Source organism: Amycolatopsis sp. WAC 04197, assembly GCF_003947475.1.
Lineage (GTDB): Bacteria > Actinomycetota > Actinomycetes > Mycobacteriales > Pseudonocardiaceae > Amycolatopsis > Amycolatopsis japonica.
In genome coordinates this window covers 373,252-396,820 of record NZ_QHJK01000006.1, presented here as the reverse complement: position 1 = coordinate 396,820, position 23,569 = coordinate 373,252, and the positions used below count along the sequence as shown (strand labels likewise).

Sequence of the window (23,569 nt, the reverse complement as noted above, 5' to 3'; positions counted from 1 at the left end):
TAGTGTTTCGGTGGTTATAGCGTCAGGGAAACGCCCGGTCCCATTCCGAACCCGGAAGCTAAGCCTGACAGCGCCGATGGTACTGCAACCGAAGGGTTGTGGGAGAGTAGGACACCGCCGGACTAACATTAGAAAAAGAAAAGGGCCCAGGGCCTGGTTGAGAACCGAGAGTTCTCCCAGACCTGGGCCCTTTTCTCATACCCGAAACCCGCCACACCCGTGTCCAGACACGCAACACGCGTGATTGCAGGGCGAACACACGTGATCAGACGGACGACACAACCCCCGGCCGTGCCGTCCCTCCGATCACGCGTGTCGTCCGTCTGATCACGCGAGATCCCCCTCTCAACACGCGAGATCCGCCTGCAATCACGCGAGTCACGGCCCCGATCACGCGAGTCACGCGGGCAGGCACGTGAGAAGAGGGCGAGCCGGGCGCATTTAGAGGACTAAATGCGCGACGGGGGCCGGGGTGGGCGCATTTAGAGGACTAAATGCGGGAGGGGGCGAGGGCGGGCAGCGAGTCGGCGAGCGGGCCGCGGACGACGGCGGTGGCCATGTGGTCGTAGGGCGTTTCGGAGCCGTTGCAGATGACCACCGCGGCGCCGGCGCGGGAAGCGACACTCACCAGTGAGGCGGCCGGCTGCACGCTCAGGGAGGATCCGGCCACCAGCAGGAGATCGGAGTCGGAGACGGCGGCACGCGCGGCCCGGAGCAGGTTCTGGTCCAGGTGCTGGCCGAAGGAGACGGTGGCCGACTTCAGGATGCCGCCACACACCAGGCAGGGCGGATCGGCCTCGCCTGCCCGGACGCGTTCCAGCGTCGCGCGCATGTCCCGGTGATCGTCACAGGACAGGCAGACGGACTCGAACATCGTCCCGTGCAGTTCCAGCACCCGCTCGGGCGGAGAGCCCGCCTTCTGGTGCAGCCGGTCGATGTTCTGAGTGATGATCCACGCCGGCGACAGACGCTCGAGCGCGTAGTGCGCCGCGTTCGGCACGGCGTCCCAGCCGGGATGCACCAGCCGCGCCTGCCAGGTCCGCTCCCGGACCTCGCGGCTGCCTTGGTACGCCTTGAGGTTCGACATCTTCTCCGCGCCCGGGTCGCGGGTCCAGAGGCCCTGCGGGCCGCGGAAGTCGGGGATCCCCGAGTCCGTGGAGATCCCGGCGCCGGTCAGTGCGACGATCCGGCCGGCGCCGGCCACGAGGGCGCGGGCGGTGCTCAGGGTGCTGGTCACCGCCCCATCATCCCTCTACTTGAGCGCGCTGCCCGCCTGCCAGTCTGCCCACGACTTCGACCAGTCGCCGTAGAGGTCCCACACCGGCAGCTGCGGGCCACCGGAGTTGGTCACCTCGACGACGTCGCCGAGCCCCATGTTCTGGTAGAACCACTGCGCGTTGGCGGCGTTGAGGTTGATGCAGCCGTGCGACACGTTCGAGCTGCCCTGCGCGCCGACACTGTTCGGGTTCTCGTGGACGAACTCGCCGTCGTTGGAGATGCGCAGCGACCACTTCTCGTTCGACTTGTAGTATCCCGGCTGGCCTTGGCAGACGCCGTACGTGCACGAGTCCATCGTGTAATTCTCGTGTTTGTCCGAAATGACGTGCGCGCCCAAATGGGTCGGTGTGGCGTCCTTGCCCATGGAAATGGGCATCGATTTCGCGAGCTGGCCGTTGTGGAAGATCTGCATCTGCTCGGTGTTTCCGTCGGCCTTCGCGACCCAGGAATCGTGCACTTTGTACGTTTCGGTGCGATCGGTCGCGCCGTACACGCCATTGCCGAAATCGACACCGTAGATCATCGCCGACACCTTGAGCGTCGTCCCCGGCTGCCAATACACCTTGGGGCGGTAATGGACGTTCTTGTCGTCGATCCAGTACCAGGAGCCCTCCTGCTTCGGCGTCGACTCCACGGACAGCTTCTTCTCCACATCGGCCTTGTTCTTCACCGGCTGGCCGAAGGTGAACACGATCGGCTGCCCGACGCCGACACCGCCGGAAGCGACCGCCGAGGGAGCCGGGATCAGGTTCGGGTTCGCCTGCTGCTTCGGGCTCAGCGTGGAGACCCTGCTCTGTTGCTCCACAGGCTTTCCGTCGGTGCCCTGGGCATGCGCCACGATCTTGTAGGTGCTGCTGTAGCCGAGCGGTTCGGTGGTCTTCCAGCTGAGCCCGTCGCTCGCCAGTTCGCCCTTCACCTGGTTGCCCTTGTCGGCGTTGCTGACGGTGACGTCGATCAGCTTGCCGTGTTCGGCCTTGACCACCACCGGGATCGCCGGATTGACGTTCGTCCCACCCGCCGGGTCGATGGTGATCGAAACCGCGCTTTCGTCCGATCCGGCGCTCGGGCCGGATGAATTCGAGGTACCGGAGTCGCCAGTGGAAGAGCAGGCCGAGATCAGCAGTGTCGCGGCGAGTATTCCGGCCGCCGAAAGTAATGTCTTCTTGGGAAACATGAGATTCTCTTTTTACTTCGCTCGATCAGCGGAAAGTTCTCTTTCAAAACTACGCGACGATGAAGACGTGATCGCTGCTGGATGGTTGCTTCTCAGTCCACGACGAGACCGGGCGCACCATAAAGACCGGGGCCATCGACACTCAATTCACCCAAATAGGTCTTCGCGGCGTCGTAGGCCTCGGCGGTCAAAGCCGCGGTGTGGCTGAAGTCCAGCGGGCTGACCCGCACGGGCTTCGGCCCGGGCACGTAGACCACGGGCACCTCGGCCGCAGCGATCGGCGCCTCCAGGACCGCCTGGTTCCGCATGCTGATCATCGCGGTGAACATCATCACCTCGGCGAAGGTCTGCGGGGTGCCGGGCATCTTGCCGGGGAAGGCGCAGTCGAGGACGACGAGCGATTTCGCGCCCATGGCGAGCGCTTGGCGCATCGGCACGTTGGCGACCAAGCCGCCGTCGTAGAGCATGCGCTCTCCGAAGGGCACCGGCGGGTAGATCCCCGGAATCGCGCAACTGGCCAGCAGCGGCGCCAGAACGGGCCCGGAACGGATCAGCAGCGGCTCGGCGGTGTCGACGTCCGTCGCGACGACACCCAGCGGCAGCGCGAGATCTTCGAAGCGGACGCCCTCGCCGATGTGCTCGTCGACGATCGCGGCGAGCCCGGTGTTGGGGAACAGGTTGGTCTTGCTGTGCCGCAGGGTCCGCACCTGGCTGAGCACACCGCCGGGGAACGCCTCGTGCCGCGTCATCCGCGACCAGATCCGGTCGAGCCTGCCGCCCGATTCACCCCCGAGGGCGAGCACGGCGGCGTTCAGCGAACCCACCGAGGTGCCGACGACGAGGTCTGGTGCGACGCCTGCTTCGGTGAGGGCACGCAGCATCCCGACCTGCATCGCCCCGAGACTTCCGCCGCCACCGAGGACGAAACCGATCGGCTGGGGCAGGTTCAGGGCGGTCATGCCCGGAATCTAGTCGTCCGCGCCGACCTTCGCCGGAGTGGCTTCTTCGGCTGTGACCGCGAGCGCTTTCTTCTTCTTGTAGCGCAGCAGGAAGAACACGGCGACACCCACGAGCACGCCGACGATGACCAGGCCGCCGGTGTTGAGCGCGCCTTCGACCTTCTTGGCGGCTTCGCCGAGGGCGGCACCGATACCGATGTGGATGGCCGACCAGCAGGCCGCACCGGCCGCGGCGGCGGGCAGGAACTTACGGAAGGGCAGGCCCGAGGTCCCGGAAGCGGCCGGGGTGAGCGTGCGGATCACCGGAAGGAACCGCGCGAAGAACACCGCCCAAGCGCCTCGCCGTTCGAGGACCCCCGTCGCCTTGTCCCAGGCATCGAGGCCGTACTTGCGGATCAGCTTCGTCTCGCGCAGGCGCGGGCCGAAGCGTTTGCCGATCGCGTAGCCGAGCGAGTCGCCGAGTGCGGCGCAGACCGTCACGACCGCCCACAGGGTCAGGAAGCGCGAGACCGACGTCGCCGTCGTGGCCGCGACCAGCAGCCCCGATTCACCGGGGGCGATGAAGCCGAGCCCGATGGTGCATTCGGCGAACACCAGCCCGCCGGTCGCCGCGACCAGTCCCGGTTCCGGGAGTCCCTGCAGCCAGTTCAGAAGATCGGTTACCAACGCCACCAGGTCACTTTACTGATTCGTGACCTGGTGGGTGGCGATGTCGCGAAGAGGGTGACCGGAGTCACCGGGCCAACAGGGAGCTGGCTTCCTGCGCGGCGGGGCCTTCGGCGGCGAGGTGGGCCAGGTTCTCCGACAGCGGCTCGCCGCGGTGGGCCTTCGTCTGGGCGAAAAGGCGACCGGCGCGGTACGAGGAGCGTACGAGCGGCCCGGCCATGACGCCGGCGAAGCCCATGGCCTCGGCGGCGTTCGAGTGCTCGACGAACTCTTCGGGCTTGACCCAGCGGTCGACCGGATGATGCCGCGGCGACGGGCGCAGGTACTGGGTGATCGTGAGGATCTCGCAGCCCGCGTCGACCAGATCCTTCATCGCCGGAGCCACCTCCTCCGGCGTCTCACCCATGCCGAGGATCAGGTTCGACTTCGTCACCAGACCGGCCTCACGAGCCTTCGTGATGACCTCCAGCGACCGCGCGTAGCGGAAACCCGGCCGGATCCGCTTGAAGATCCGCGGCACCGTCTCCACGTTGTGCGCCAAAACCTCCGGCCGCGAACCGAACACCTCGGCCAGCTGGTCCGGATCCGCGTTGAAGTCCGGGATCAGCAGCTCGACACCGGTGCCCGGGTTCAGCGCGTGGATCTGCCGCACGGTCTCCGCGTACAGCCACGCGCCGCCATCCTCCAGATCGTCGCGTGCGACGCCGGTGACGGTCGAGTAGCGCAGGCCCATCGCCTGGACGCTTTCGGCGACCTTGCGCGGCTCGGTGCGGTCCAGCTCGGCGGGTTTGCCGGTGTCGATCTGGCAGAAGTCACAGCGGCGCGTGCACTGGTCGCCACCGATCAGGAACGTCGCCTCGCGGTCTTCCCAGCATTCGTAGATGTTGGGACAGCCGGCTTCTTCGCAGACGGTGTGGAGGCCTTCGCGGCGCACCAGGCCTTTGAGTTCGGTGAACTCCGGACCCATCCGGGCGCGCGTCTTGATCCACGACGGCTTCTTTTCGATGGGAGTCTGGGAATTCCGGACCTCGAGCCGCAACAGCTTGCGGCCATCTGGGGCAGCACTCACACCGTCACCCTACGCCCGCCGGAGCAGTGGTCGCCGCTCACGCGGGGTCGGGGGTGACGCCCGTCAACTTGGTGGTCAGATCCCACAACGCGGCGCCGAGCGATTCGCTCCTCGCGGCGGCCAGCGGGCGCACCTTGACCGGGGCTCCGCGAAGTCCGCCGAGCCCGCGAGGGCCGATGTAATCGCCGCCTTCGGCCTCCGGGGAGGTCGCCGCGAACAGCTGCGGGAGCGTGCCCTGACGGGCGCTCTGCGCGATGAAGATCTCGCCGATCCGGTTGCCCCCGGCGACGAGCGCGCGGACCACCGGATTGCGGTAGGAACGGGCCATCCCCGAACCGAGTCCGGTCCAGGTGTAGCCGGGATGCGCCGCCACGCTGATGACGTTCTCTCCCGCGGCGCGCAGCCTGCGGTCGAGTTCGAGCGCGAACACCTGATTGGCGAGTTTCGACTGGCCGTAGGCCGAGCCGGGGTTGTACATCCGGCGTTCGAAGTTCGGGTCGGCGACGTCGATGCGCGCGCCCGTCGCCGCGACACTCGACAAGGTGACGACGCGCGCTCCCGAACCGTTGCGCAGTGACGGCATCAGCAGCCAGGTCAGCACCGCGTGCCCGAGATGGTTCGTGCCGAACTGGGTTTCGAAACCGTCCTTGGTGTGGCCGCGCGGGGTCGCCATCACGCCCGCGTTGTTGACCAGGACGTCGAGCTTGCCGCCCGTCAGTTCCTGGACCTTCTTCGCGGCTTCGCGGACCGAGTCGAGGTCGGCGAGATCCAGCCGGACGAGCTCGGGTGCGTCCCCGGTCGCGGCCGCGCGCACCTGCTCCAACGCCTTGGCGCCACGCTCCGGCGACCGGCAGCCGAGCAGCACGCGGGCCCCCTTGCCCGCGAGCACCTCGGACATCCGCAACCCCAGCCCCGAATTCGCGCCGGTGACGAACACGGTCCGGCCGGTCTGATCCGGGATGTCGGCCTCGGTCCAGCGCGCGTGAGCAGCCATGTCGGTCACCTAACTACATCGTCGGCGGGGCCGCTACGCCGGATCAGGCGCTCGGCGCGAGCAACCGGAGCAGGTGACCCATGGGGCTGCGGCGGCGGGCGGGCTTCGCGTGCCGTCCGTGCCGGAGCAGGGTGGCGAACGCGCTGCCGACCTGGGTGATCTCGTCGAGCGGTTCCTTGCCGTCGGCCAGCCCCGCCGTCAGCGCGAGCGTGCGCAGTTCGGCTTCGTGCGACGGGATCAGCGCGGGGCACCGCTCGAGGGCCGCGTCGAGAACGGCGCGGAGGGTCTCGTGTTCGGCGATGGCGCTGTTCCAGGCGCGGGTGACGGCTTCGACGCGGTCGAGCGCGAGGTCCTGGTCGGCGTAGTCCGGATCGGTCATCTCGGCGCGGAGGTGACCGGCGAACACCTGGTTCCACTTGTACCGGAGCGCGACCAGAAGTTCCTCTTCGGTCGCGAAGTACTTGGTGGCGCCGGGGATTTCTTCGAGTGAGATCGCGTCGGACGGGTGGTGACCCGCCTGGCGCAGTGCGGCTTCGAGGATGTCGCGCCGCTGGTAGAAGTCGTTCCAGCTCATGATGTGGGCTCCCCTCCGTGACCCGGTTCATACCGCAGGTTTGCGGCATACTCCCGGTACGGACCTGACAGCAGCCAACATACCATGGGTATGGAGCGGGACCGGCGGCGTAAAGTTGTGAAGGTGGCGACAATGAGGTCAAGGCGGCTGGACTATTCCGAGTCCACCCGGTCGGCGCTCGTCGAGAGTGCCGTCGAGCTGTTCACCAAACGCGGGTACGCCGGCACGTCTCTCGACGAGATCGCCAAGCGGGCCAGGGTGACGAAAGGCGCGCTGTACCACCATTTCAGTGGGAAGCAGGCGCTGTTCGAGGCCGCTTTCGACACGGTGGAGAGCCAGGTCTTCGACCGGCTCGAAAAGATCATGAACGGCCCGGCCTCGCCGTGGGAGCGGGCGCTCGCGGGGTTGCGCGGCTTCCTGCAGAGCTGCCTCGACCCGGCGTACCAGCGCATCGCGATCCACGAGGCGCCGGTGGTGATGGGCTGGGAACGCTGGCGCGAGGCGGAGGAGCGGTGCAGCTTCGGCCTGGTCCGCACCGGGATCCAGTCGCTCATCGAGGTCGGCGAGGTCGACGACGTCCCGGTGGACGTCACCGCGCGGCTGCTGTTCGGCGCGTTGTCGAGCGCGGCGATCGAGATCGCTTCGTCGCCCGAGCCGAAGAAGGTCAGCGCCCAGGTCGAGGAGGTGCTGGTGCGGCTGCTCGTCGGCTTCCGCCGCGTCCCGCCCGCCGAGCACGGGAAAGCGAGCTGACCGCGCCATAGCTAGGGTTGCGGCGTGGACCTCAGGATCTTTACCGAGCCCCAGCAAGGGGCCGCCTACGATGACCTGCTCCGGGTGGCGAAGGCCACCGAGGACGCGGGCTACGACGCCTTCTTCCGCAGCGATCACTACCTGAAGATGGGTTCGGCGACCGGGCTGCCGGGGCCGACCGACGCGTGGATCACCCTCGCGGGTCTCGCCCGTGAGACCAGCCGGGTCCGGCTGGGCACGCTGGTCACCGCCGCCACCTTCCGGCATCCGTCGGTGCTCGCGATCTCGGTCGCGCAGGTGGACCAGATGTCCGGCGGCCGCGTCGAACTCGGCCTGGGTTCGGGCTGGTACGACGACGAGCACACCGCCTACGGCCTCGACCTGCCGCCGATCAAGGAGCGCTTCGACCGCTACGCCGAGCAGTTGGCCGTCGTCACCGGGCTGTGGGAGACGCCGGAGGGGGAGACGTTCTCCTTCGACGGCGAGCACTACAAGCTCGTCGACTCGCCCGGCCTGCCCAAGCCGGCGCAGCGGCCCCGGCCGCCGGTGATCATCGGCGGTGGCGGCAAGAAGCGCACCCCGGCGCTCGCCGCCCGCTACGCGGACGAGTTCAACCTGCCGTTCGTCGGCCCGGACTTCGCCGCCGAGCAGTTCGGCCGCGTCGACGACGCCGCGCGCGAGATCGGCCGCGACCCCAAGGAGATCATCCGGTCGGCCGCGCTCGTCGTCGCCGTGGGGCGTGACGACGCCGAGGTCGCGAAGCGTGCTTCGGTGCTCGGGCGCGAGGTGTCCGAGCTGCGGGAGAACGGGCTCGCGGGGACGCCGTCGGAGGTCGTCGAGAAGGTCGGGCAGTGGCGCGAGAAGACCGGGATCACCCGGCTCTACCTGCAGCTGCTGGACCTTTCGGATCTGGATCAGGTCGAGCTGATCGCTTCCGAGGTCGCTCCGCAGCTGGACTGAAGTACATGAAGGCCCCCTTCCTTGCGCCAGGCGCAAGGAAGGGGGCCTTCATGTACTTCTCAGACGTATTCGACGTCCACACTGGCGATGGAGCCGCCAGGGCTGAACGAGACACCCGAAGGGTTGCCGTTCACCGCCGGGTAGCCCTCTTCCCGGGTGCAGTGCACCCGGCAGTACTGGACGACGACCTTGTAGGTCCCGCTCGGACAGAAGCCCGCGGCCCAGGTCGAGCCGTTGGTCTCGGTCCAGCAGCCCGGTGGCACCGCCGAGGCGACGCCGGGGGTGGCCAGCAGTCCGCCGACGGCGGCCGCGACCGCCGCGGCATACGCGATCCTGCGCATGATTCCTCCCAGTGGGGCCGCGGCGCTTCCACGGCCCTACTGGGAGCTTGGCACAGGAATCAGCTCTGCAGAGCGAAAGTGACGCCGGGGGCGGCCGGGGCTTCGGGGCGCGGCAGCCAGCGCTCGTCGCTCACCGCCAGCTCGCCTTCCAACGCCGCGAGGACGGCTTCCCGCGCCATCGGCAGCACCGACGCGACGGTGACCTCGCGGTCGAGTTCGTAGGAAAGCGACGTCACGCCCGCGTCCCGGATGCCGCACGGGACGATCTTGTCGAAGGCGCCGAGGTCGGCGTTGCAGTTCAGCTCGAAACCGTGCATGGTCACGCCGCGCTGGACGCGGATGCCGATCGCCGCGATCTTCCGCTCCGGGCCGCGGTCGTCGGCGGGGATCCAGACGCCGCTGCGGCCCTCGACCCGGCCGGTGTGCACGCCGAGCTGGTCGCAAACGGTGATCAGGGCCTCTTCGAGACGGCGCACGTAGTGCACGACGTCGATCGGGTCGGCGAGTTTGACGATCGGGTACCCGACCAGCTGACCGGGCCCGTGCCAGGTGATCTTGCCGCCGCGGTCGACGTCGATCACCGGGGTGCCGTCGGTCGGCCTGTCCTCGGCTTCGGTGCGCTTGCCCGCCGTGTACACCGACGGGTGTTCCAGCAGCAGCATGGTGTCGGGACCCTCGCCGTCGGCACGGGCTGTCACGTGGCGGCGCTGGAGGTCCCAGGCTTCGGTGTAGTCGATCGTCCCGATCTCGCGGACGTCGACGGGCTCGGTGGCGGCACGGCATGACGTGGTCGAAGAGCTCACGTCAGCGACACTACGCCGGGTCTTTCGGCAGGGGGAGCAGGCCCAGCCAGGCCGCCGAAATCAGGCCGACGCCACCCACCGCGAGTACGGATCCCGCGGTGTCGGTCAGCCAGTGCACGCCCAGCACGATGCGGCAGAGGGCGCCGAGCACCGTCGCGGCGGCGGCGATCGTGATCGCCAGGCGCGCGAGACGCGGCCGGGTCCACGCGCACAGCAGCACCGCGACGAAACCCGTGCACGCGACGGCGACCACGTGCCCGCTCGGGTAACTCAGATCGGGGAATTCGCGTGGCCGCTCCCGGTAGAAGGCCGGTTTCGCGATCAGGCTGGTCAGGCGGCACGACAGCAGGACGACGGCCAGCTTGACGCACAGGACGGTCAGGTCCCGGCGGCGCCAGGCGATCACCACCAGCACGGCGCCCAGCGCGAACGGCAGCACCGGGCCGAGGACGTGCGTGACCAGGCCCGCCACCTGCCCGGCGGGCCGGGTGTACTGGTCGCGGAACGCGTCGGCGAGGGCGACGTCCACCGGCGGCGGCCGTTCGTCGACGGACAGCCCGAGTGTGACGAAGCCGACCAGCAGCAGGATTCCGGCGACGATGTACAGCCCGCGCTGCAAGGTCATGTCGCGGCGGCCAGCGCGTCCTCGAGGGTCGGATGGCGGAAGGCGTATCCCGCCTCCTCCAGCACACGCGGCATGGCGCGCTGCCCGAACAGCGCCATCTCCTCCGCCGCCTGCCCGAGGGCGATCTTCATGGCGAACCCGGGTACCTGCCAGATCGCCGGCCGGTGCACGGCGCGGCCCAGTGCCTTCGTGAAGGCGGCGTTCGTGGCGGGCTGTGGCCCCGAGAGATTCACCGGGCCCGACAGCGATTCGTTCTCCAGCGCGAAAACGATCGCGCCGACCTCGTCGTCGAGCGAGATCCAGGGCATGTACTGCTTGCCGTCGCCGAGTTTCCCGCCGAGCCCCAACCGGAACAGCGGCCGCAGGACGTCGAGGAGCCCACCGTCGCGTGCGAGCACCAGCCCGGTGCGGACGCGCACGACGCGGGCTCCGGCGGTGGCCGCGGACTCGGTGGCGCCTTCCCACGCGGTGCAGAGCTCGGCGAGGAAACCGCGGCCCACCGGGCTCGTTTCGTCCACAAGGGACGGACCGGGATCGCCGTAGTAGCCCACGGCGGAAGCGTTGACCAGCACGGGGATCCCGTGTTCGGCGACGGCTTCCGCGAGGACCTCGGTCGGTTCGACCCGGCTGTCGAGGAGCACCTGCTTGCGGGCCGCGCTCCAGCGTCCGGGCAGCAGCGGCGCGCCCGCGAGGTTCACGACCGCGTCGACGCCGTCGAGCGCGCCGTCGGCGATCTCGCCCGCGGGGGGATCCCAGCGGCGTTCGTCGGCGGCCCGCTCCTCCCGGCGGACGAGGCGGACGACCTCGTGCCCGGAACGGCGTAACCGGGTCGTCAGGGAGGTGCCGATCAGTCCGCTCGCGCCCGCGATCAGAACTCGCATGATCCGATCGTGTCCTATCCGCGATCCGGCCGCACGCTCAGGTTCTTCAGTTGCCCGGCGACGTCCGACGCGGCGGTCAGCAGCACCAGCACCGGGATCGTCGCGGCGGGACGAAGCCGGTAACTGCCGCGCTTGTCCTGCTCGACGATCCCGGCGCCGGTCAGCGCCTTGAGATGGTGGTAAAGCTGGCCGGGCGACCCGAGATCGGCGGCCTCCTGCAGGGCGGGCGCGGTCTGCGCGCCCTTCTCGGCCAGCGTCCGCACCAGCGCCACCCGCGCCGTGCTGGACAGGGCCGCGAGCACCTCGACCCGCGGCCCGTCCTCGAATCCCAGCATCGGGCCGGGCGTGATGGTGATCGCCCAGCTCAGTTCGAGGGGCTCGGTCAGCTCGCCGTGGTAGCCGACGATCCCGCCGGGACTCACCGCGTGCTCGGCCTCGTGCTCGCCGTGCCGGCCTTCGAGCGCGGCGACCCGGGCTTCGAGGGCGGCGATCCGGTCGGCGAGCTCAGCGTCCATACCGGCTATCTATACCTGCGCCTCAGCGGAGCGCTCGTTCCAGGGCGGCGAAGCGCGCCGGATCGGACAGTGCCGCGAGCAAGACGTCGAGGAGCACGGGGGCGTTCGCGATGTCCTGATCGCTGACGCCGGTGAACAGGATGGCCGCGGTGCCCGAACGTCCGCCGGGCCAGCGGACGGAAAGCCCCGTGGTCAGCGAGCGCGGCAGGCTTCCGCCCTTGAAGAGCACTTCGCTCGCTCCGGCGGGCACGCGGTCCGAGAGCGGCCTCGCGAGGATCTCGCGCGCGGTCGGGTACAGCCCGTTCGCGATACCGCGGTGCAGCGCGAACAGATCCGCCGCCGAGCCCTGGCCGTGTCCCTTGATCCACGGCCATTGGGTGTCGGGGGTGCTCGGCATGTCCGGCCAGCGCCTGAGCGCTTCGGCGCGGAACGCCCGATCGCGGACGAAGCGGCGCGCGACCGCGTCACCCATCGCCCGGCGGACCGCGACCGGGCTGCCGGGCGGGGGCGCGTACTCCGGCATGATCAGCATCAGGACCTCGCCGCCGAGCGAACGGGTGTCCGGCCGGTGCCAGCCGCCCCGCGCCGCGGCGCGCTGGAGGGCCGGGTCGCCGAGGCGGGTGCGGAGATAGTCCGTGGCGGCGTTGTCGCTGAAGAAGATCATCGCTTCGGCGAGCCTGGCCAGGGGGACGCGCTGTTCGGGATCCTTGGCGATGCCGTAGTCGTCACAGGGGACACCCAGCCGGTTGAGCGCCAGGAAGTGCGCGCGGCCATCGCCTACGAACGGGTGGTGGGCGTCCCAGTCGCCCATCCGGATCTGTTCCTTCGGATCGAGCCTGCCCTCGGCGACCGCGACGGCGTACGCGCTGAGATGCACGACCTTGATCGACGAGGCCATGACGCGCCGGACGTCGGGGTTGCGCGCGGCCCGGCGGCCGGCGCCGTCGTCGATCAGGACGGAGACGTCGTGCCGGTGCGCGGCGATCCAGTCGAGCCAGCCCTGTCCGGTCGTCGTGTCCGGCTGGGCCGCGCTCGCGGCCCCCGGCAGCAGCAGCGCGGCCGATCCCGCGGCGGCACCCGCCAGCAGATGGCGTCTGGTCAGCATGGTCAACACCCTCCCTCTTGTTTTCCGTAATTCCGGAATACTAGAGTTCATGGTGGCTGTCAAACCCCCGCATTTCGTCCTCTGGATGCGGTAGTTCGTTATGCCAACGACCGCATTCAGAGGACGAAATGCGGGAGGGGAGAGGGGAGGGGAAAGGCGAAGGCCCCCGCCCCGCCGAAGCGGGACGAGGGCCTTCACGGACCACCGGAGGATCAGAGACCGAGCTCGTCCTCGAAGTTGCCCTCTTCCAGACGCTGCTTGATCGTCGTGACGAAGCGGCCCGCGTCGGCCCCGTCCACCAGGCGGTGGTCGTAGGTCAGCGGCAGGAACGCCATCGACCGGACGGCGATCGTGTCGTTGCCGTCGGCGTCCGCGATCACGACCGGGCGCTTCACGACCGCGCCGGTACCGAGCATGCCGGACTGCGGCTGCACGATGATCGGCGTGTCGAACAGGGCGCCGTTGGAGCCGATGTTCGTGATCGTGAAGGTGCCACCCGACAGCTCGTCCGGCTTGATCTGGCCCGAACGCGCGCGGCCCGCCAGGTCGGCGATGCGGTGCGCGAGACCGGCGAGGCTGAGCTCACCCGCGTCGTGGATGACCACCGACAGCAGACCCTTTTCGGTGTCCACCGCGATCCCCAGGTGCACCGCACCGTGGTAGGTGATCTCCTTCGTGTCCTCGTTGTAGGACGCGTTGACGTTCGGGTGCTGCTTGAGCGCCTCGACGGTGGCCTTCGCGAAGAACGGCAGGAACGTCAGGTTGACGCCCTCGCGCTCCTTGAAGGCCGCCTTCGCCCGCTGGCGGAGCTTGGCGATCTTCGTGACGTCCACCTCGTGGACCTGCGTGAGCTGCGCGGAAACCTGCAGCGACTCGCGGGTCTTCGTGGCGGTGATCTGGCGGATCCGGCTGGCCTTCTGCACGGTGCCGCGCAGAGCCGCGAGCTCCGGCGAAACCGCGGCCTTGCGCGGAGCCGACGGGGCGGCGGCCGGGGCGGCGGCAGCGGGCTGCGCGGCCGGAGCCGGGGCGGCCTTCTGCTTGGCCTCGGCGGCCGCGAGCACGTCCTGCTTGCGGATGCGGCCACCGACACCGCTGCCGGACAGCGACGACAGGTCGATGCCGTGCTCCGACGCGAGCTTGCGGACCAGCGGCGTCACGTACGGCGCGTTGTCCGAGCCGTTGTCGCTGCTCGCCGCCGGCTTCGGCGCCTCGGCCTTGGGGGCCGGGGCGGCCTGCGGAGCCGGGGCGGGCTTCGGCGCGGGAGCCGCTTCGGCCTTGGGCTCGGGCTTCGGTTCCGGCTTGGGCTCGGGCTTGGGTTCCGGCTTCGGCTCGGCCTTCGGGGCCGGGGCGGAACCGGCGGCACCGATCACCGCGAGCACCCCGCCGACCTCGACGGTCTCGTCCTCGCCGGCGCGGATCTCCAGCACGGTGCCGGCGACCGGGGACGGGACCTCGGTGTCGACCTTGTCCGTGGAGATCTCGAGCAGCGGCTCGTCGACCTCGACGCTCTCGCCGACCTGCTTGAGCCACCGGGTGACGGTGCCCTCGGTGACGCTCTCGCCCAGCTCGGGCAGCTTCACCTCGGTGCCTTCGCCGCCCGAAGCCGGCGCGGTGTCCGGCTGGGACGGCGCGGAGGCCTCTTCCTTCGCGGGCTCGGGTTCCGGCTCCGGCTGCGCCTCTTCGGCGGCCGGCTCGGCCGAACCGGAGGACTCCGGCACGCCGCCGGTCCCGTCGTCGATGACGGCGAGCTCGCCGCCGACCTCGACGGTCTCGTCTTCCTGAGCGCTGATCTTCACGACCTTGCCGGCGACCGGGGACGGGACCTCGGTGTCGACCTTGTCCGTGGAGATCTCGAGCAACGGCTCGTCGACCTCGACGGTGTCGCCCTCCTGCTTCAACCACCGGGTGACGGTGCCCTCGGTGACGCTCTCACCGAGCTCCGGCAACGTGACGGAGTAGGCCATCGTTCGCTGACTCCCTTGATATGTCTTGCTTGGTCTGGTTCTTCGACGGTGAGACGTCAGCTGTGGACGTGCAGCGGCTTGCCCGCCAGGGCGAGGAACGCTTCACCGAGGGCCTCGGTCTGCGTGGGGTGCGCGTGGATGAGCGGGGCGACGTCCTCGGGGAAGGCCTCCCAGCTGTAGATCAGCTGCGCTTCGCCGATCAGCTCGCCGACGCGGTCGCCCACCATGTGCACGCCGACGACCGGGCCGTCCGGAGCCTTGATCAGCTTGACCCCACCGGAGGTCTTGAGGATCTGGCTCTTGCCGTTGCCGCCGAGGTCGTAGGTGAAGGTGGTGACGTCGGAGCCGTACTTCTCCTTCGCCTGCGACTCGGTCAGGCCGACCGAAGCGACCTCGGGGTGCGAGTAGGTGACGCGCGGGATGCCGCTCTCGTCGATCACGCGCGGCTCCTGGCCGGCGATCTCTTCTGCGACGAAGATGCCCTGCTGGAACCCGCGGTGCGCGAGCTGCAGGCCGGGCACGATGTCACCGACGGCGTAGACGTTCGGCAGGTTGGTGCGCAGGCGGTCGTCGGTGAGGACGAAGCCGCGCTCCATCTTGACGCCTGCCTCCTCGTACCCGTGCCCGGCGGAGTTCGGGCCGCGGCCGACGGCGACCAGGAGCAGGTCGGCTTCGAGCGTCTCGCCGGACTCCAGCGACACGCTGACGCCGTTGTCGTCCTGCTTGGCGCCGGTGAACCGCACGCCGGTCTTGAAGGCGATCTTGCGACGACGGAAAGCGCGCTCGAGCTGCTTGGACGCGTACTCGTCCTCGTTCGGGACCAGGCGGGGCAGCGCCTCCACGATGGTGACGTCGACGCCGAAGGACGCCCAGACGGACGCGAATTCGACACCGATGACACCACCGCCGAGGACGATGGCCTTCTTCGGGATGTAGTCCAGCGAAAGCGCCTGCTCGCTGGCGATGATGCGCCCGCCCAGCTCCAGGCCCGGCAGCGTCCTCGAGTACGAACCGGTGGCGAGGATGACGTTCTTGCCGGTGTAGCGGGTGCCGTCGACCTCGACGGTCGTGCCGCCGACGAACGTCCCGGTGCCCTCGACGAGGTTCACCTTGTGCGCCTTGGCCAGGCCCTGGAGGCCCTTGTACAGGCGCGAGATGATCCCGTCCTTGTACTTGTTGACGCCGGCGATGTCGATGCCTTCCAGCACGGCCTTCACACCGAAGGTCTCGGCGTCGCGGGTCTCGTCGGCGACCTCCGCCGCGTGCAGGAGGGCCTTGGTCGGGATGCAGCCTCGGTGGAGGCACGTCCCGCCAAGCTTGTCCTTTTCGATCAGGGTGACGGAAAGGCCCAGCTCGGCCGCGCGGAACGCGGCGGCGTAGCCGCCCGATCCGCCACCCAGGATCACAAGGTCGGCGGAGGTGTCGGTCACTTCAATAACTCCTCGGCAAGCGGTAGGGGTGGTGCTCTGGCGCCGCTCCGCGCGGTATACGCGCGCGCGGACACTTGCCATCTTGTCACTACGTGTGGAGAGGCTGCGACCTAGGCCGCGTGCTGTGACCCACGGGACACGGTCCACGCGGACCGCCACGCTGAGCACACGCCCGCGTCGGGATAATGGACATCGGACGCGAATGGGAAGTGAGGTGGTCGGAGTGGGTCTGTTCGACTCGCTGCGCCGGCGCTCTAAGGGCGGGCAAAAGCCCGGTACGCTGCGGAAAGCCTCTTCAAACGACTTCAAGCATCTTGAGGACTGGGCGTCGTCACGGACCGGTGTCGAGGCGTACGTGGAGCCGAAGACCAACGTCACCGAGACCACCGTCGTCCTGATCGCCCATGACGGTGAGTGGACCCGGCGCCGGATCGAGAGCCTGGACGCGGCGCAGCAGTTCGGTCACAAACGGTCGATCCCCGTGTACGAGGTGGCGCGGGTCGGCTACCCGAAGCGGATGCGGGAGTACACCGAGCGGAAGAAGCGCGGCGAAGCCTGAGGCCTCACGCGGATTGGGCCAAAAGGAGCAAGTGCCGCTCCAGCAGCGCCCGGAACGTCGGATGCACCGTCGTGCCCAGCGCCGGGTCGATCTCGACCGTCCGCCACTGCTCGCCGGCGGACGTCAGCAGCACGACGGCCGGTTCCGAGATCACCACGACACCGCCTTCCGCGCGCAGTTCCGCGGTCCCGAGCAGCCGGGGGAAGACGACGTCCGCGGGCAGGCCGTCGCAGGTCAGGAGGAATTCGCGGTAGTCGTCGGGCAGCCGGAGCCCGAGCCGCGCCTCGGCCGCTTCGATGGTGCGGAGCGACGCCGCCGGGGGAGCGGTGCCTCCGCCGCGCAGCCGGAGGATGCCCCCGATCATTTCGCGCCACGAGCCGGTGTCGGGCGGGTAGCGCTCGTACAGGGCCGCGACCAGCGCCCCGGCGCAGAGTTCCGTCCAGTCGCCGAGCCCGAGCGGGTCCGCGCCGGCGGCGAGCCGCGGCGCCAGGCGCCTGGTCGCGGCGAGCACGGCGACGTCGGGGCGGCCCTGTCGCGACGCGATCTCGGCCCAGCCGTCCAGGTCGCCTCGCGCGACGGCCTCACGCAACCGATCCGGCCGCGACGGCCCGAGATGCGACACGGCCTCGCCGATCGGGGAGCCGCCGAGCAGACCGTCGAGATCGGAGACCCGCCGGGCGAGGTAGTCGTCGTGGGCGCGTTCCTCGGCGTCGAGATCGAGCGGGATCATCGCCGCGGCCCAGTCCGGGTGTGCTCCCCGCGCTTCGAAGAGCATCGCCCACGCGCGCGCCTGCACGGCGCCGGGGATCAGCGCCGTGACCGGGCGTTCGGTGAGCGCGTGCCAGTGCGTGACCAGCCGGTCGGCGTCCGCCATCGCCCCGGACGCGGCGAAGAGCAGCGCCGCGTGCGCGATCCGGTCGTCGAGCGTCGCGTCGTCCCCGCTGAGCACGTCCCTGATCGCGCCTTCGAGATACGCGTCCCTGTCCACGGCACCGACCTTGCCATAAAGCGCGTGAAGGCCCCCTTCCCGCGGCTCAGCCGACGGAAGGGGGCCTTCACGCGCGAAAAGGATCAGCCGTTGGCGGCGATGTCCGCGAGGACGGCGGCGATGGTGCGGACCGGGACGCCGGTGCCGCCCTTGCCGGTGTAGCCCCACGCGCCGCCGGTGTTGAACGACGGGCCCGCGATGTCGATGTGCGCCCAGGGCAGGCCCTCGGTGACGAACTCGCGCAGGAAGATGCCCGCCGCGAGCATGCCGCCCCAGCGGTGCCCGGTGACGTTGGCCAGGTCGGCGAGACGCGAGTCGAGGTCGGCGCGCAGCTCCTCCGGCAGCGGCATGGCCCAGCCGCCCTCACCGGTGGCCTGCGCGATCGAAGCGATCCGGTCGCGGAACTCGTCCGAGCCCATGACGCCCGCGGTGCGGTTGCCGAGCGCGACGACCTGCGCGCCGGTCAGCGTCGAGGTCTCGATCAGGTAGTCGGGGTTCTCCTCGCCCGCGCGCACGATCGCGTCGGCCAGCACGAGACGGCCTTCGGCGTCGGTGTTGAGCACCTCGACGGTCTTGCCGCCGTACATGCTGAGCACGTCGCCCGGCCGGTACGAGGTGGCCGAGGGCAGGTTCTCCGCCAGCGGGATGTGCGCGACGACCTCGAGCGGGTACTTCAGCTTCGCGGCCAGCACCACGGAGGCGAGCACGGCGGCCGCGCCCGACATGTCCGAGGTCATGTGGTCCATGTTCGCGGCGGGCTTGATCGAGATGCCGCCCGAGTCGAAGGTGATGCCCTTGCCGACCAGTGCGACCTTCTTCGACGCCTTCGCGGGCTTGTAGGCGATGCGCAGCAGGCGCGGCTGCCGCGACGAACCGCCGCCGACGCCGAGGATGCCGCCGAAGCCCTTGCGCTTCAACGCCTTCTCGTCGAGGACCTCGAAGTCGAGGTTGTTCGCCTCGGCCAGCGTCTTCGCGCGGTCGGCGAAGGAGGCCGGGAACAGGTCGTTCGGCGGGGTGTTGATCAGGTCCCGGGCGATGATGACCGACTCGGCGATCAGGCCGGCGGCCTTCAGCGTCGCCTTGTGGTCCTTGGCGGTGCCCTCTTCGGGGCTCACGAAGTCGACCTTCGCGACCGGGCCGTCGCCCTTCTCGGAGCGGTACTCGGTGAAGTTGTAGGCGCCGAGCACGGTGCCCTCGACGGCGGCCTGCAGATCGATCGCCGACAGCGTGACGAACGCGCGGTCGGTCCCGCTCAGCGCCCGCGCGGCGGCACCGGCGGCCCGGCGGACCTGCTCGGCGGTGGCGCCGTCCGCGCCCGCCTTGCCGAGGCCGACGGCCAGCACGACACCGGCGGACAGCTTGCCCAGCGTCGGTACCTTGACGACCTCGTCGGCCTTGCCGGAGGCGCCGAGGGTGCCGAGGACCTCGGAGAGCTTGCCGTCGAAAGCGGCGTCGGCGACGGAGGAGCCGGCGGCGAGCGCCAGGCCGTCTTCACCCTGCAGGGTGCCGATGACGACGACGTCGGCGCGCGTCTTGGCAAGCGCCGCTTCGGCGTTCTCGGTCAGGGCAAGCTTCGGCACGGTCACTTCTGGCTCCTCGCGCGTTCGCGGTGGTACCGGGCGGCCGCCCGGTTGGATCGTGAGCCATGCTAATGACAGTGGGACCTGGGGGAACAGCGGGGCCGAGCAGGTGACTGGACGAACTGGAAGGGCGACGGCGTGCGACTGGCTGGCGGTCTGCTCATCGCCCTGGCGGTGGGCACCTCTGGAGCGGACTACTGGGTACTCGTCGCGGTCGTCGTCGCGGCTGTCCTCGCCGTCGCCGCGGAGGCGGTGCTGCCGGCGCTGGGTGACACCCGGCCCGAACGGATCGCGACATGCGTTTCACGGTTGGGCCTGGTCCTGGTCTTCGCGACGACGTTCGGGCAGTACCTCTTCCCGTCCGCGCCGGGAGCCGCGGCAGCGGTGTTCGCGGTCGTGGTGACCGTCGCCGACCTGGCCGGGGTCCGTCTCGGCGACTACGCCGCCCGCTGGGTCACCGGGCTGTCGCTGGCCGCCGCCGCGTCGCTGATCGCGATCTGCGTGGGCATCCCGCCGTTGGCGCAGTTCATCGCGCCGGATCCGCCGTCGGTACCCGGTCTCGGCCTCGCCGTGCTGGTCGTGCTGCCGTTCCTGCTGCCCCGCCGCCCTGGCGCGGGCCGGGCCGCCGCCGTGGGCGCGGTGGCCGTCGCGATCACGGCCGTCGCCCTCTACCAGCTGGGACCGATCCGGCTGGGGCTTTCGGCGACCTCGTTCCGCGAGCTCCTCGCCGCGGCCGACGCGGTCTCGCTGCTGCCGGTGCTGACCGTGGTGGCCGCCGTGGCGACCGTGCCCGTCGCGGTCGACGCCTTCACCGAGGGCAGGGAACGGCTTTCCCCGGAACGTCCGAAGGCGACACTCGCTTGTGGACTGATCGTGGCCGTCGCCGCCTTCTTCGCTGGGCCGGTCGTGGCCCTCGCGCTCGCGGGAGTGGGAACGCTCGCCGAACTGGTTCTGCGGGTCCGCGCCCGTCGGTACCGTTCGGAGAGTGACCGTTCAAGGCGTGCATGATCCTCTCTGGACCCCGGGCGACACGGTCGTCGAACGCTTCCTGCGACCGGACGGCTCGATCGGCCAGCACCACCCGCTGCGCGTCATCGCCGACGACGGCACCGTGCTGCTCGGCTGGCTGCCCGCGGACACCCCGATCGTCGGCAGCAGGCTCGCCGACGGACGGCTTTTCCGTGAAGCGCCCTTGGAAGAGCGGTTCCGGGTGCCGAGGGTGCGCGTGGCCGATTTCTGGCGCGACACGTCGACGCTGCGCCGCATCGCCGACGACGAATGGTCGTCGGTCTGGTGGTTCTTCGACGCCGACGGCCACTTCCTGAACTGGTACGTCAACCTCGAGGTCCCGCTGGGGCGCACGCCGTCCGGTCCCGACCGGATCGACGGCATCCTCGACGTCGCCGTGGAGCCCGGCGGACGCTGGCAGTGGAAGGACGAGGACGAGGCCGAGGAGGCCGTCCTCGCGGGCCGCATCACCGCGGGTCAGCTCGAACGCCTGCGCGCCGAGGGCGAGCGGATCGGGGCACTCGCGGACGCCGGGGCGTTTCCCTTCGACGGGACGTGGACCGACTTCCGGCCCGACCCGGACTGGCCCGCGCCCGGCCTCCCCGACGGGTTGCTCTAGCTGACCTGCAGCAGCAGGAGCAGCACCAGCACGACGTTGATCACCGTGAGGACGACCACCGACTTGGTGGACAGCTCGCGCGGGAACACCTTGCCGTGGATGTGCTTCCACCAGAAGATGCCGAAGAAACCGGCGATCAGGCCGAGGAACGCGCCGAAGCCGCTGTCGAGCAGGGCCCAGCCGTCCATCATCAGCACGCCGGTGCCGAAGGTGAGCAGCACGGCCGTCACGAAGGTCTTGACGTCGGCCCCCTTGCCGGGAACGGCGGGAGCGGCCGGGTGAGCGGGCTGCATCTGGTTGTACGTCACGCCGCCATCCTAGGGGCGCGACCCCTCCCGTGTTCGTCGTGACGGACAGATCGAGGGAGGTAAAGATATGCGGACGTCCGACTAACGTGGGTCCGACCAAGCGTTATCGTCTTGGGTATGACGACCTCGACGCAGTTCAGCCACCTCCCGCACCCGAGCCCCGCGAGCCCGGAACGCGTCGCGGACGTATTGGCCGCACCCGGTTTCGGGTTGCACTTCACCGACCACATGGTGACCGTGAAATGGAGCGCCGAGCAGGGCTGGCACGAAGCGACCGTCGGGCCGTACGCGCCCTTGTCGCTCGACCCGGCCACCTCCGTGCTGCACTACGGCCAGGCGATCTTCGAAGGCCTCAAAGCGTACCGCCAGCCCGACGGCACGATCGCGGCGTTCCGCCCCGACGCGAACGCGATCCGCTTCCGTAACTCGGCCGAGCGCCTCGCCATGCCGCAGCTGCCGGTGGAGACCTTCCTCGACTCGATCCGCGAGCTGATCGCGGTCGACAGCCGCTGGGTCCCGACGAAGCCGGGCGAGTCGCTGTACCTGCGGCCGTTCATGATCTCCACCGAGGCCGGGCTCGGCGTCAACCGGCCCGCGAACGAATACCTCTACGCGCTGATCGGCTCGCCCGCCGGCTCGTACTTCTCGGGCGGCGTGAAGCCGGTGAGCGTGTGGCTCTCGACCGAGTACGTGCGCGCCGTCCCCGGCGGCACCGGCGAGGCGAAGTGCGCGGGCAACTACGCGGCGTCCTTCGTGGCGCAGGCGCAGGCCGTGGAGAAGGGCTGCGACCAGGTCGTGTGGCTCGACGCGGTCGAGCGGCGCTGGGTCGAGGAGATGGGCGGGATGAACCTGTTCTTCGTCTTCGGCTCCGGCGACGAGGCCCGCGTCGTGACGCCGGAACTGACCGGTTCGCTGCTCCCTGGCGTGACCCGCAAGTCGCTGCTGGAGCTGGCGAAGTCGTTCGGGCACCAGGTCGAGGAGCGCCGCGTCTCCACCGACGAGTGGGAGAAGGCGGCGGCTTCGGGCGAGCTGACCGAGGTGTTCGCCTGCGGGACCGCGGCGGTCATCACGCCGGTCGGGCACGTGAAGCATGCGGGCGGCGAGTTCTCCGTCGCGGGCGGGCAGCCCGGCGAGCTGACGATGAAGCTGCGCGGCGCGCTGACCGGGATCCAGGAGGGCACCCGCCCGGCTCCGGAAGGCTGGATGTACCCGCTGGGCTGAGCCCAAGTCCGTGAAGGCCTCCTTCCCTACCTTGAGCGTAGGGAAGGATGCCTTCACGGACTTACGCATTTAGAGGACTAAATGCGTAGTGGGGTCAGGTGGAGGGGGTCTCGATCAGCGGGCCGCTGACGCCTGCCTGCTCGTGCGTGGCCATCTCCGCGAGCACCCGCGTCGCCATGAACACCAGCGGCAGCGCCGCGACGGCGCCCGTTCCCTCGCCGAGGCGGACGTCCAGGTCCAGGATCGGCTCCAGGTCGAGGTGCTCCAGTGCCAGCGCGTGCGCGGGTTCGCCGCCGCGCTGGCCCGCGGTCCACCACTGCCGCGCGCCCGGGACGAGTTCCTCGGCGACCAGCGCGGCCGCGGAGGCGACCAGGCCGTCCAGGATCACCGGCGTCTTCCGCAGCGAGGCCTGCGCGAGGAAACCCGCCATCGCGGCGATGTCCGCGCCGCCGGCGGTGCGCAGCAGCGCGACCGGGTCGGCCAGCACGGTCCTCGCCCGCCGCAGCGCGTCACGGACCGCCGCGGCCTTGCGCATCCAGGCGTTGTCGTCGATACCGGAACCACGGCCGACGACGGCCACCGGTTCGCTGCCGGTCAGCGCCGCGACCAGCACCGAGGCCGGGGTGCTGTTCCCGATCCCGAGGTCCCCCGCGATGAGCAGGTCGGCCCCGCCGTCGACCTCGGCGTCGGCGATCGCCCGGCCGGCGCGGACGGCGGCACGCGCCTCTTCGTCGGTCAGCGCGTCTTCGACGTCGATCGAGCCGGATCCGCGCCGCACCTTGAACTCGCCGATCGACCGCGTCGCGGGGGCGTCGCTGTCGACGGCCATGTCGACGACCCGGACGCTCGCGCCCGCCGAAGCGGCAAGGACGTTGATGGCCGCGCCGCCGGTCAGCATGCTTCCGACGAGTTGCGCGGTGACCTCACCCGGATAAGCCGAGACGCCCTTCGCGGCGACACCGTGGTCACCGGCGAACACCACGACCCGCGGCCGCGTGAACGGCCGCGGCGGCGACTGGCCTTGGCAGGCCGCGACCCAGACGCCCAGTTCTTCGAGCCTGCCCAGCGAACCGGCCGGTTTGATCAGTTTCGTGTGCAGGGCGATCGCCGCCGAACGCGCGTGTTCATCAGGCTGCTCGACTTCGGCGAACTCGAGGATTTCGTCGTCCAACGCCCTGCCCCTTCGGATCACTTTGGT

Annotated in this window: 25 protein-coding genes and 1 rRNA gene; 7 read left to right on the top strand and 19 right to left on the bottom strand. The window is 69.9% G+C overall.

The features are described 5' to 3' along the window. Window positions 1-6: 6 nt before the first annotated feature. Window positions 7-123, top strand: a 5S ribosomal RNA gene (rrf, locus tag DMC64_RS24115). Window positions 124-490: 367 nt separating this feature from the next. On the opposite strand, the gene DMC64_RS24110 is transcribed toward rrf, so the two are convergent. From DMC64_RS24110 to DMC64_RS24080, 7 genes are all read right to left on the bottom strand, one after another. Next, entirely contained in the window at window positions 491-1,237 is a 747-nt protein-coding gene (locus DMC64_RS24110; protein WP_125735365.1) for a Sir2 family NAD-dependent protein deacetylase, read from the bottom strand. A gap of 15 nt (window positions 1,238-1,252) precedes the next feature. Further along, window positions 1,253-2,452: an Ig-like domain-containing protein gene (locus DMC64_RS24105; protein WP_125735364.1), complete on the bottom strand. Its 1,200-nt coding sequence runs from the start codon at window positions 2,450-2,452 to the stop codon at window positions 1,253-1,255. 92 nt (window positions 2,453-2,544) lie between these two features. After that, window positions 2,545-3,411 carry a patatin-like phospholipase family protein gene (locus tag DMC64_RS24100; RefSeq protein WP_125735363.1) on the bottom strand — a complete coding sequence of 289 codons (867 nt, stop codon included), beginning with the start codon at window positions 3,409-3,411 and terminating at the stop codon, window positions 2,545-2,547. A 9-nt stretch (window positions 3,412-3,420) separates the two neighbouring features. Then, a complete protein-coding gene (locus DMC64_RS24095) occupies window positions 3,421-4,083 on the bottom strand; it encodes a DedA family protein (RefSeq protein ID WP_037344669.1) in 663 nt (220 codons plus the stop codon). A 61-nt stretch (window positions 4,084-4,144) separates the two neighbouring features. Next, on the bottom strand, window positions 4,145-5,146 hold the full coding sequence (lipA, locus tag DMC64_RS24090; RefSeq protein WP_043848287.1) for a lipoyl synthase: 1,002 nt from the start codon (window positions 5,144-5,146) through the stop codon (window positions 4,145-4,147). A 37-nt stretch (window positions 5,147-5,183) separates the two neighbouring features. Further along, window positions 5,184-6,140 (bottom strand): oxidoreductase, encoded by a 957-nt coding sequence (locus DMC64_RS24085; protein ID WP_125735362.1) that lies wholly within the window; start codon window positions 6,138-6,140, stop codon window positions 5,184-5,186. A 43-nt stretch (window positions 6,141-6,183) separates the two neighbouring features. Continuing rightward, window positions 6,184-6,714, bottom strand: coding sequence for a hypothetical protein (locus DMC64_RS24080; protein ID WP_125735361.1), 531 nt, complete (start codon window positions 6,712-6,714; stop codon window positions 6,184-6,186). A 132-nt stretch (window positions 6,715-6,846) separates the two neighbouring features. On the opposite strand from DMC64_RS24080, the gene DMC64_RS24075 reads away from it, so the two are divergent. After that, the gene (locus DMC64_RS24075) at window positions 6,847-7,464 is read left to right on the top strand and encodes a TetR/AcrR family transcriptional regulator (protein WP_016336085.1); all 618 of its coding nucleotides are present in this window, start codon (window positions 6,847-6,849) and stop codon (window positions 7,462-7,464) included. Between the two features lie 24 nt (window positions 7,465-7,488). Beyond that, on the top strand, window positions 7,489-8,424 hold the full coding sequence (locus tag DMC64_RS24070) for an LLM class F420-dependent oxidoreductase (RefSeq protein WP_037344674.1): 936 nt from the start codon (window positions 7,489-7,491) through the stop codon (window positions 8,422-8,424). A gap of 59 nt (window positions 8,425-8,483) precedes the next feature. On the opposite strand, the gene DMC64_RS24065 is transcribed toward DMC64_RS24070, so the two are convergent. From DMC64_RS24065 to lpdA, 8 genes are all read right to left on the bottom strand, one after another. Continuing rightward, window positions 8,484-8,765 (bottom strand): hypothetical protein, encoded by a 282-nt coding sequence (locus DMC64_RS24065; RefSeq protein WP_016336083.1) that lies wholly within the window; start codon window positions 8,763-8,765, stop codon window positions 8,484-8,486. A gap of 59 nt (window positions 8,766-8,824) precedes the next feature. Further along, window positions 8,825-9,568, bottom strand: coding sequence for a lipoyl(octanoyl) transferase LipB (gene lipB, locus DMC64_RS24060; protein ID WP_125735360.1), 744 nt, complete (start codon window positions 9,566-9,568; stop codon window positions 8,825-8,827). A 10-nt stretch (window positions 9,569-9,578) separates the two neighbouring features. Next, a complete protein-coding gene (locus DMC64_RS24055) occupies window positions 9,579-10,193 on the bottom strand; it encodes a phosphatase PAP2 family protein (RefSeq protein WP_125735359.1) in 615 nt (204 codons plus the stop codon). Next, window positions 10,190-11,074: a TIGR01777 family oxidoreductase gene (locus DMC64_RS24050; RefSeq protein WP_125735358.1), complete on the bottom strand. Its 885-nt coding sequence runs from the start codon at window positions 11,072-11,074 to the stop codon at window positions 10,190-10,192. The genes DMC64_RS24055 and DMC64_RS24050 overlap by 4 nt, the downstream gene beginning before the upstream one ends. 14 nt (window positions 11,075-11,088) lie before the next feature. Further along, a complete protein-coding gene (locus DMC64_RS24045) occupies window positions 11,089-11,589 on the bottom strand; it encodes a helix-turn-helix transcriptional regulator (RefSeq protein ID WP_125735357.1) in 501 nt (166 codons plus the stop codon). A gap of 22 nt (window positions 11,590-11,611) precedes the next feature. Continuing rightward, window positions 11,612-12,694, bottom strand: a complete 1,083-nt coding sequence (locus DMC64_RS24040; RefSeq protein WP_125735356.1) for a serine hydrolase — start codon at window positions 12,692-12,694, stop codon at window positions 11,612-11,614. 212 nt (window positions 12,695-12,906) lie between these two features. Next, window positions 12,907-14,658 (bottom strand): 2-oxoglutarate dehydrogenase, E2 component, dihydrolipoamide succinyltransferase, encoded by a 1,752-nt coding sequence (sucB, locus tag DMC64_RS24035; RefSeq protein ID WP_125735355.1) that lies wholly within the window; start codon window positions 14,656-14,658, stop codon window positions 12,907-12,909. Between the two features lie 56 nt (window positions 14,659-14,714). Further along, a complete protein-coding gene (gene lpdA, locus DMC64_RS24030; protein WP_037344695.1) occupies window positions 14,715-16,088 on the bottom strand; it encodes a dihydrolipoyl dehydrogenase in 1,374 nt (457 codons plus the stop codon). A 214-nt stretch (window positions 16,089-16,302) separates the two neighbouring features. Here lpdA and DMC64_RS24025 point away from each other — a divergent pair, with 214 nt between their 5' ends. Further along, on the top strand, window positions 16,303-16,647 hold the full coding sequence (locus DMC64_RS24025; protein ID WP_037345665.1) for a hypothetical protein: 345 nt from the start codon (window positions 16,303-16,305) through the stop codon (window positions 16,645-16,647). A gap of 4 nt (window positions 16,648-16,651) precedes the next feature. On the opposite strand, the gene DMC64_RS24020 is transcribed toward DMC64_RS24025, so the two are convergent. Both DMC64_RS24020 and DMC64_RS24015 read right to left on the bottom strand, forming a co-directional pair. After that, window positions 16,652-17,635, bottom strand: a complete 984-nt coding sequence (locus DMC64_RS24020) for an SMI1/KNR4 family protein (RefSeq protein ID WP_125735353.1) — start codon at window positions 17,633-17,635, stop codon at window positions 16,652-16,654. Window positions 17,636-17,718: 83 nt separating this feature from the next. Then, on the bottom strand, window positions 17,719-19,221 hold the full coding sequence (locus DMC64_RS24015; protein WP_125735352.1) for a leucyl aminopeptidase: 1,503 nt from the start codon (window positions 19,219-19,221) through the stop codon (window positions 17,719-17,721). A 132-nt stretch (window positions 19,222-19,353) separates the two neighbouring features. On the opposite strand from DMC64_RS24015, the gene DMC64_RS24010 reads away from it, so the two are divergent. Both DMC64_RS24010 and DMC64_RS24005 read left to right on the top strand, forming a co-directional pair. Beyond that, window positions 19,354-20,223: a hypothetical protein gene (locus DMC64_RS24010; protein ID WP_125735351.1), complete on the top strand. Its 870-nt coding sequence runs from the start codon at window positions 19,354-19,356 to the stop codon at window positions 20,221-20,223. Next, complete coding sequence (locus DMC64_RS24005) at window positions 20,216-20,842, top strand: DUF402 domain-containing protein (protein ID WP_125735350.1); 627 nt, start codon at window positions 20,216-20,218, stop codon at window positions 20,840-20,842. Before DMC64_RS24010 ends, DMC64_RS24005 begins: the two co-directional genes overlap by 8 nt. Here DMC64_RS24005 and DMC64_RS24000 read toward each other — a convergent pair. After that, window positions 20,839-21,150 carry a hypothetical protein gene (locus DMC64_RS24000; protein WP_037344702.1) on the bottom strand — a complete coding sequence of 104 codons (312 nt, stop codon included), beginning with the start codon at window positions 21,148-21,150 and terminating at the stop codon, window positions 20,839-20,841. The two genes, DMC64_RS24005 and DMC64_RS24000, sit on opposite strands and share 4 nt — an antisense overlap. A gap of 117 nt (window positions 21,151-21,267) precedes the next feature. Between DMC64_RS24000 and DMC64_RS23995 the strand changes: the two genes are divergently transcribed. Continuing rightward, the gene (locus DMC64_RS23995) at window positions 21,268-22,371 is read left to right on the top strand and encodes a branched-chain amino acid aminotransferase (protein WP_125735349.1); all 1,104 of its coding nucleotides are present in this window, start codon (window positions 21,268-21,270) and stop codon (window positions 22,369-22,371) included. Window positions 22,372-22,465: 94 nt separating this feature from the next. On the opposite strand, the gene cobT is transcribed toward DMC64_RS23995, so the two are convergent. Continuing rightward, entirely contained in the window at window positions 22,466-23,542 is a 1,077-nt protein-coding gene (cobT, locus tag DMC64_RS23990; RefSeq protein WP_125735348.1) for a nicotinate-nucleotide--dimethylbenzimidazole phosphoribosyltransferase, read from the bottom strand. Window positions 23,543-23,569: the final 27 nt, after the last annotated feature.

Bases quoted from the DNA above. Each gene is read 5' to 3' on its own strand.
- DMC64_RS24045 (WP_125735357.1), bottom strand. From the start codon at position 11,589: ATGGACGCTGAGCTCGCCGACCGGATCGCCGCCCTCGAAGCCCGGGTC.
- DMC64_RS23995 (WP_125735349.1), top strand. From the start codon at position 21,268: ATGACGACCTCGACGCAGTTCAGCCACCTCCCGCACCCGAGCCCCGCG.
- sucB (WP_125735355.1), bottom strand. From the start codon at position 14,658: ATGGCCTACTCCGTCACGTTGCCGGAGCTCGGTGAGAGCGTCACCGAG.
- DMC64_RS24085 (WP_125735362.1), bottom strand. From the start codon at position 6,140: ATGGCTGCTCACGCGCGCTGGACCGAGGCCGACATCCCGGATCAGACC.
- DMC64_RS24050 (WP_125735358.1), bottom strand. From the start codon at position 11,074: ATGCGAGTTCTGATCGCGGGCGCGAGCGGACTGATCGGCACCTCCCTG.
- DMC64_RS24080 (WP_125735361.1), bottom strand. From the start codon at position 6,714: ATGAGCTGGAACGACTTCTACCAGCGGCGCGACATCCTCGAAGCCGCA.
- DMC64_RS24075 (WP_016336085.1), top strand. From the start codon at position 6,847: ATGAGGTCAAGGCGGCTGGACTATTCCGAGTCCACCCGGTCGGCGCTC.
- DMC64_RS24065 (WP_016336083.1), bottom strand. From the start codon at position 8,765: ATGCGCAGGATCGCGTATGCCGCGGCGGTCGCGGCCGCCGTCGGCGGA.
- DMC64_RS24100 (WP_125735363.1), bottom strand. From the start codon at position 3,411: ATGACCGCCCTGAACCTGCCCCAGCCGATCGGTTTCGTCCTCGGTGGC.
- DMC64_RS24055 (WP_125735359.1), bottom strand. From the start codon at position 10,193: ATGACCTTGCAGCGCGGGCTGTACATCGTCGCCGGAATCCTGCTGCTG.
- DMC64_RS24105 (WP_125735364.1), bottom strand. From the start codon at position 2,452: ATGTTTCCCAAGAAGACATTACTTTCGGCGGCCGGAATACTCGCCGCG.
- DMC64_RS24040 (WP_125735356.1), bottom strand. From the start codon at position 12,694: ATGCTGACCAGACGCCATCTGCTGGCGGGTGCCGCCGCGGGATCGGCC.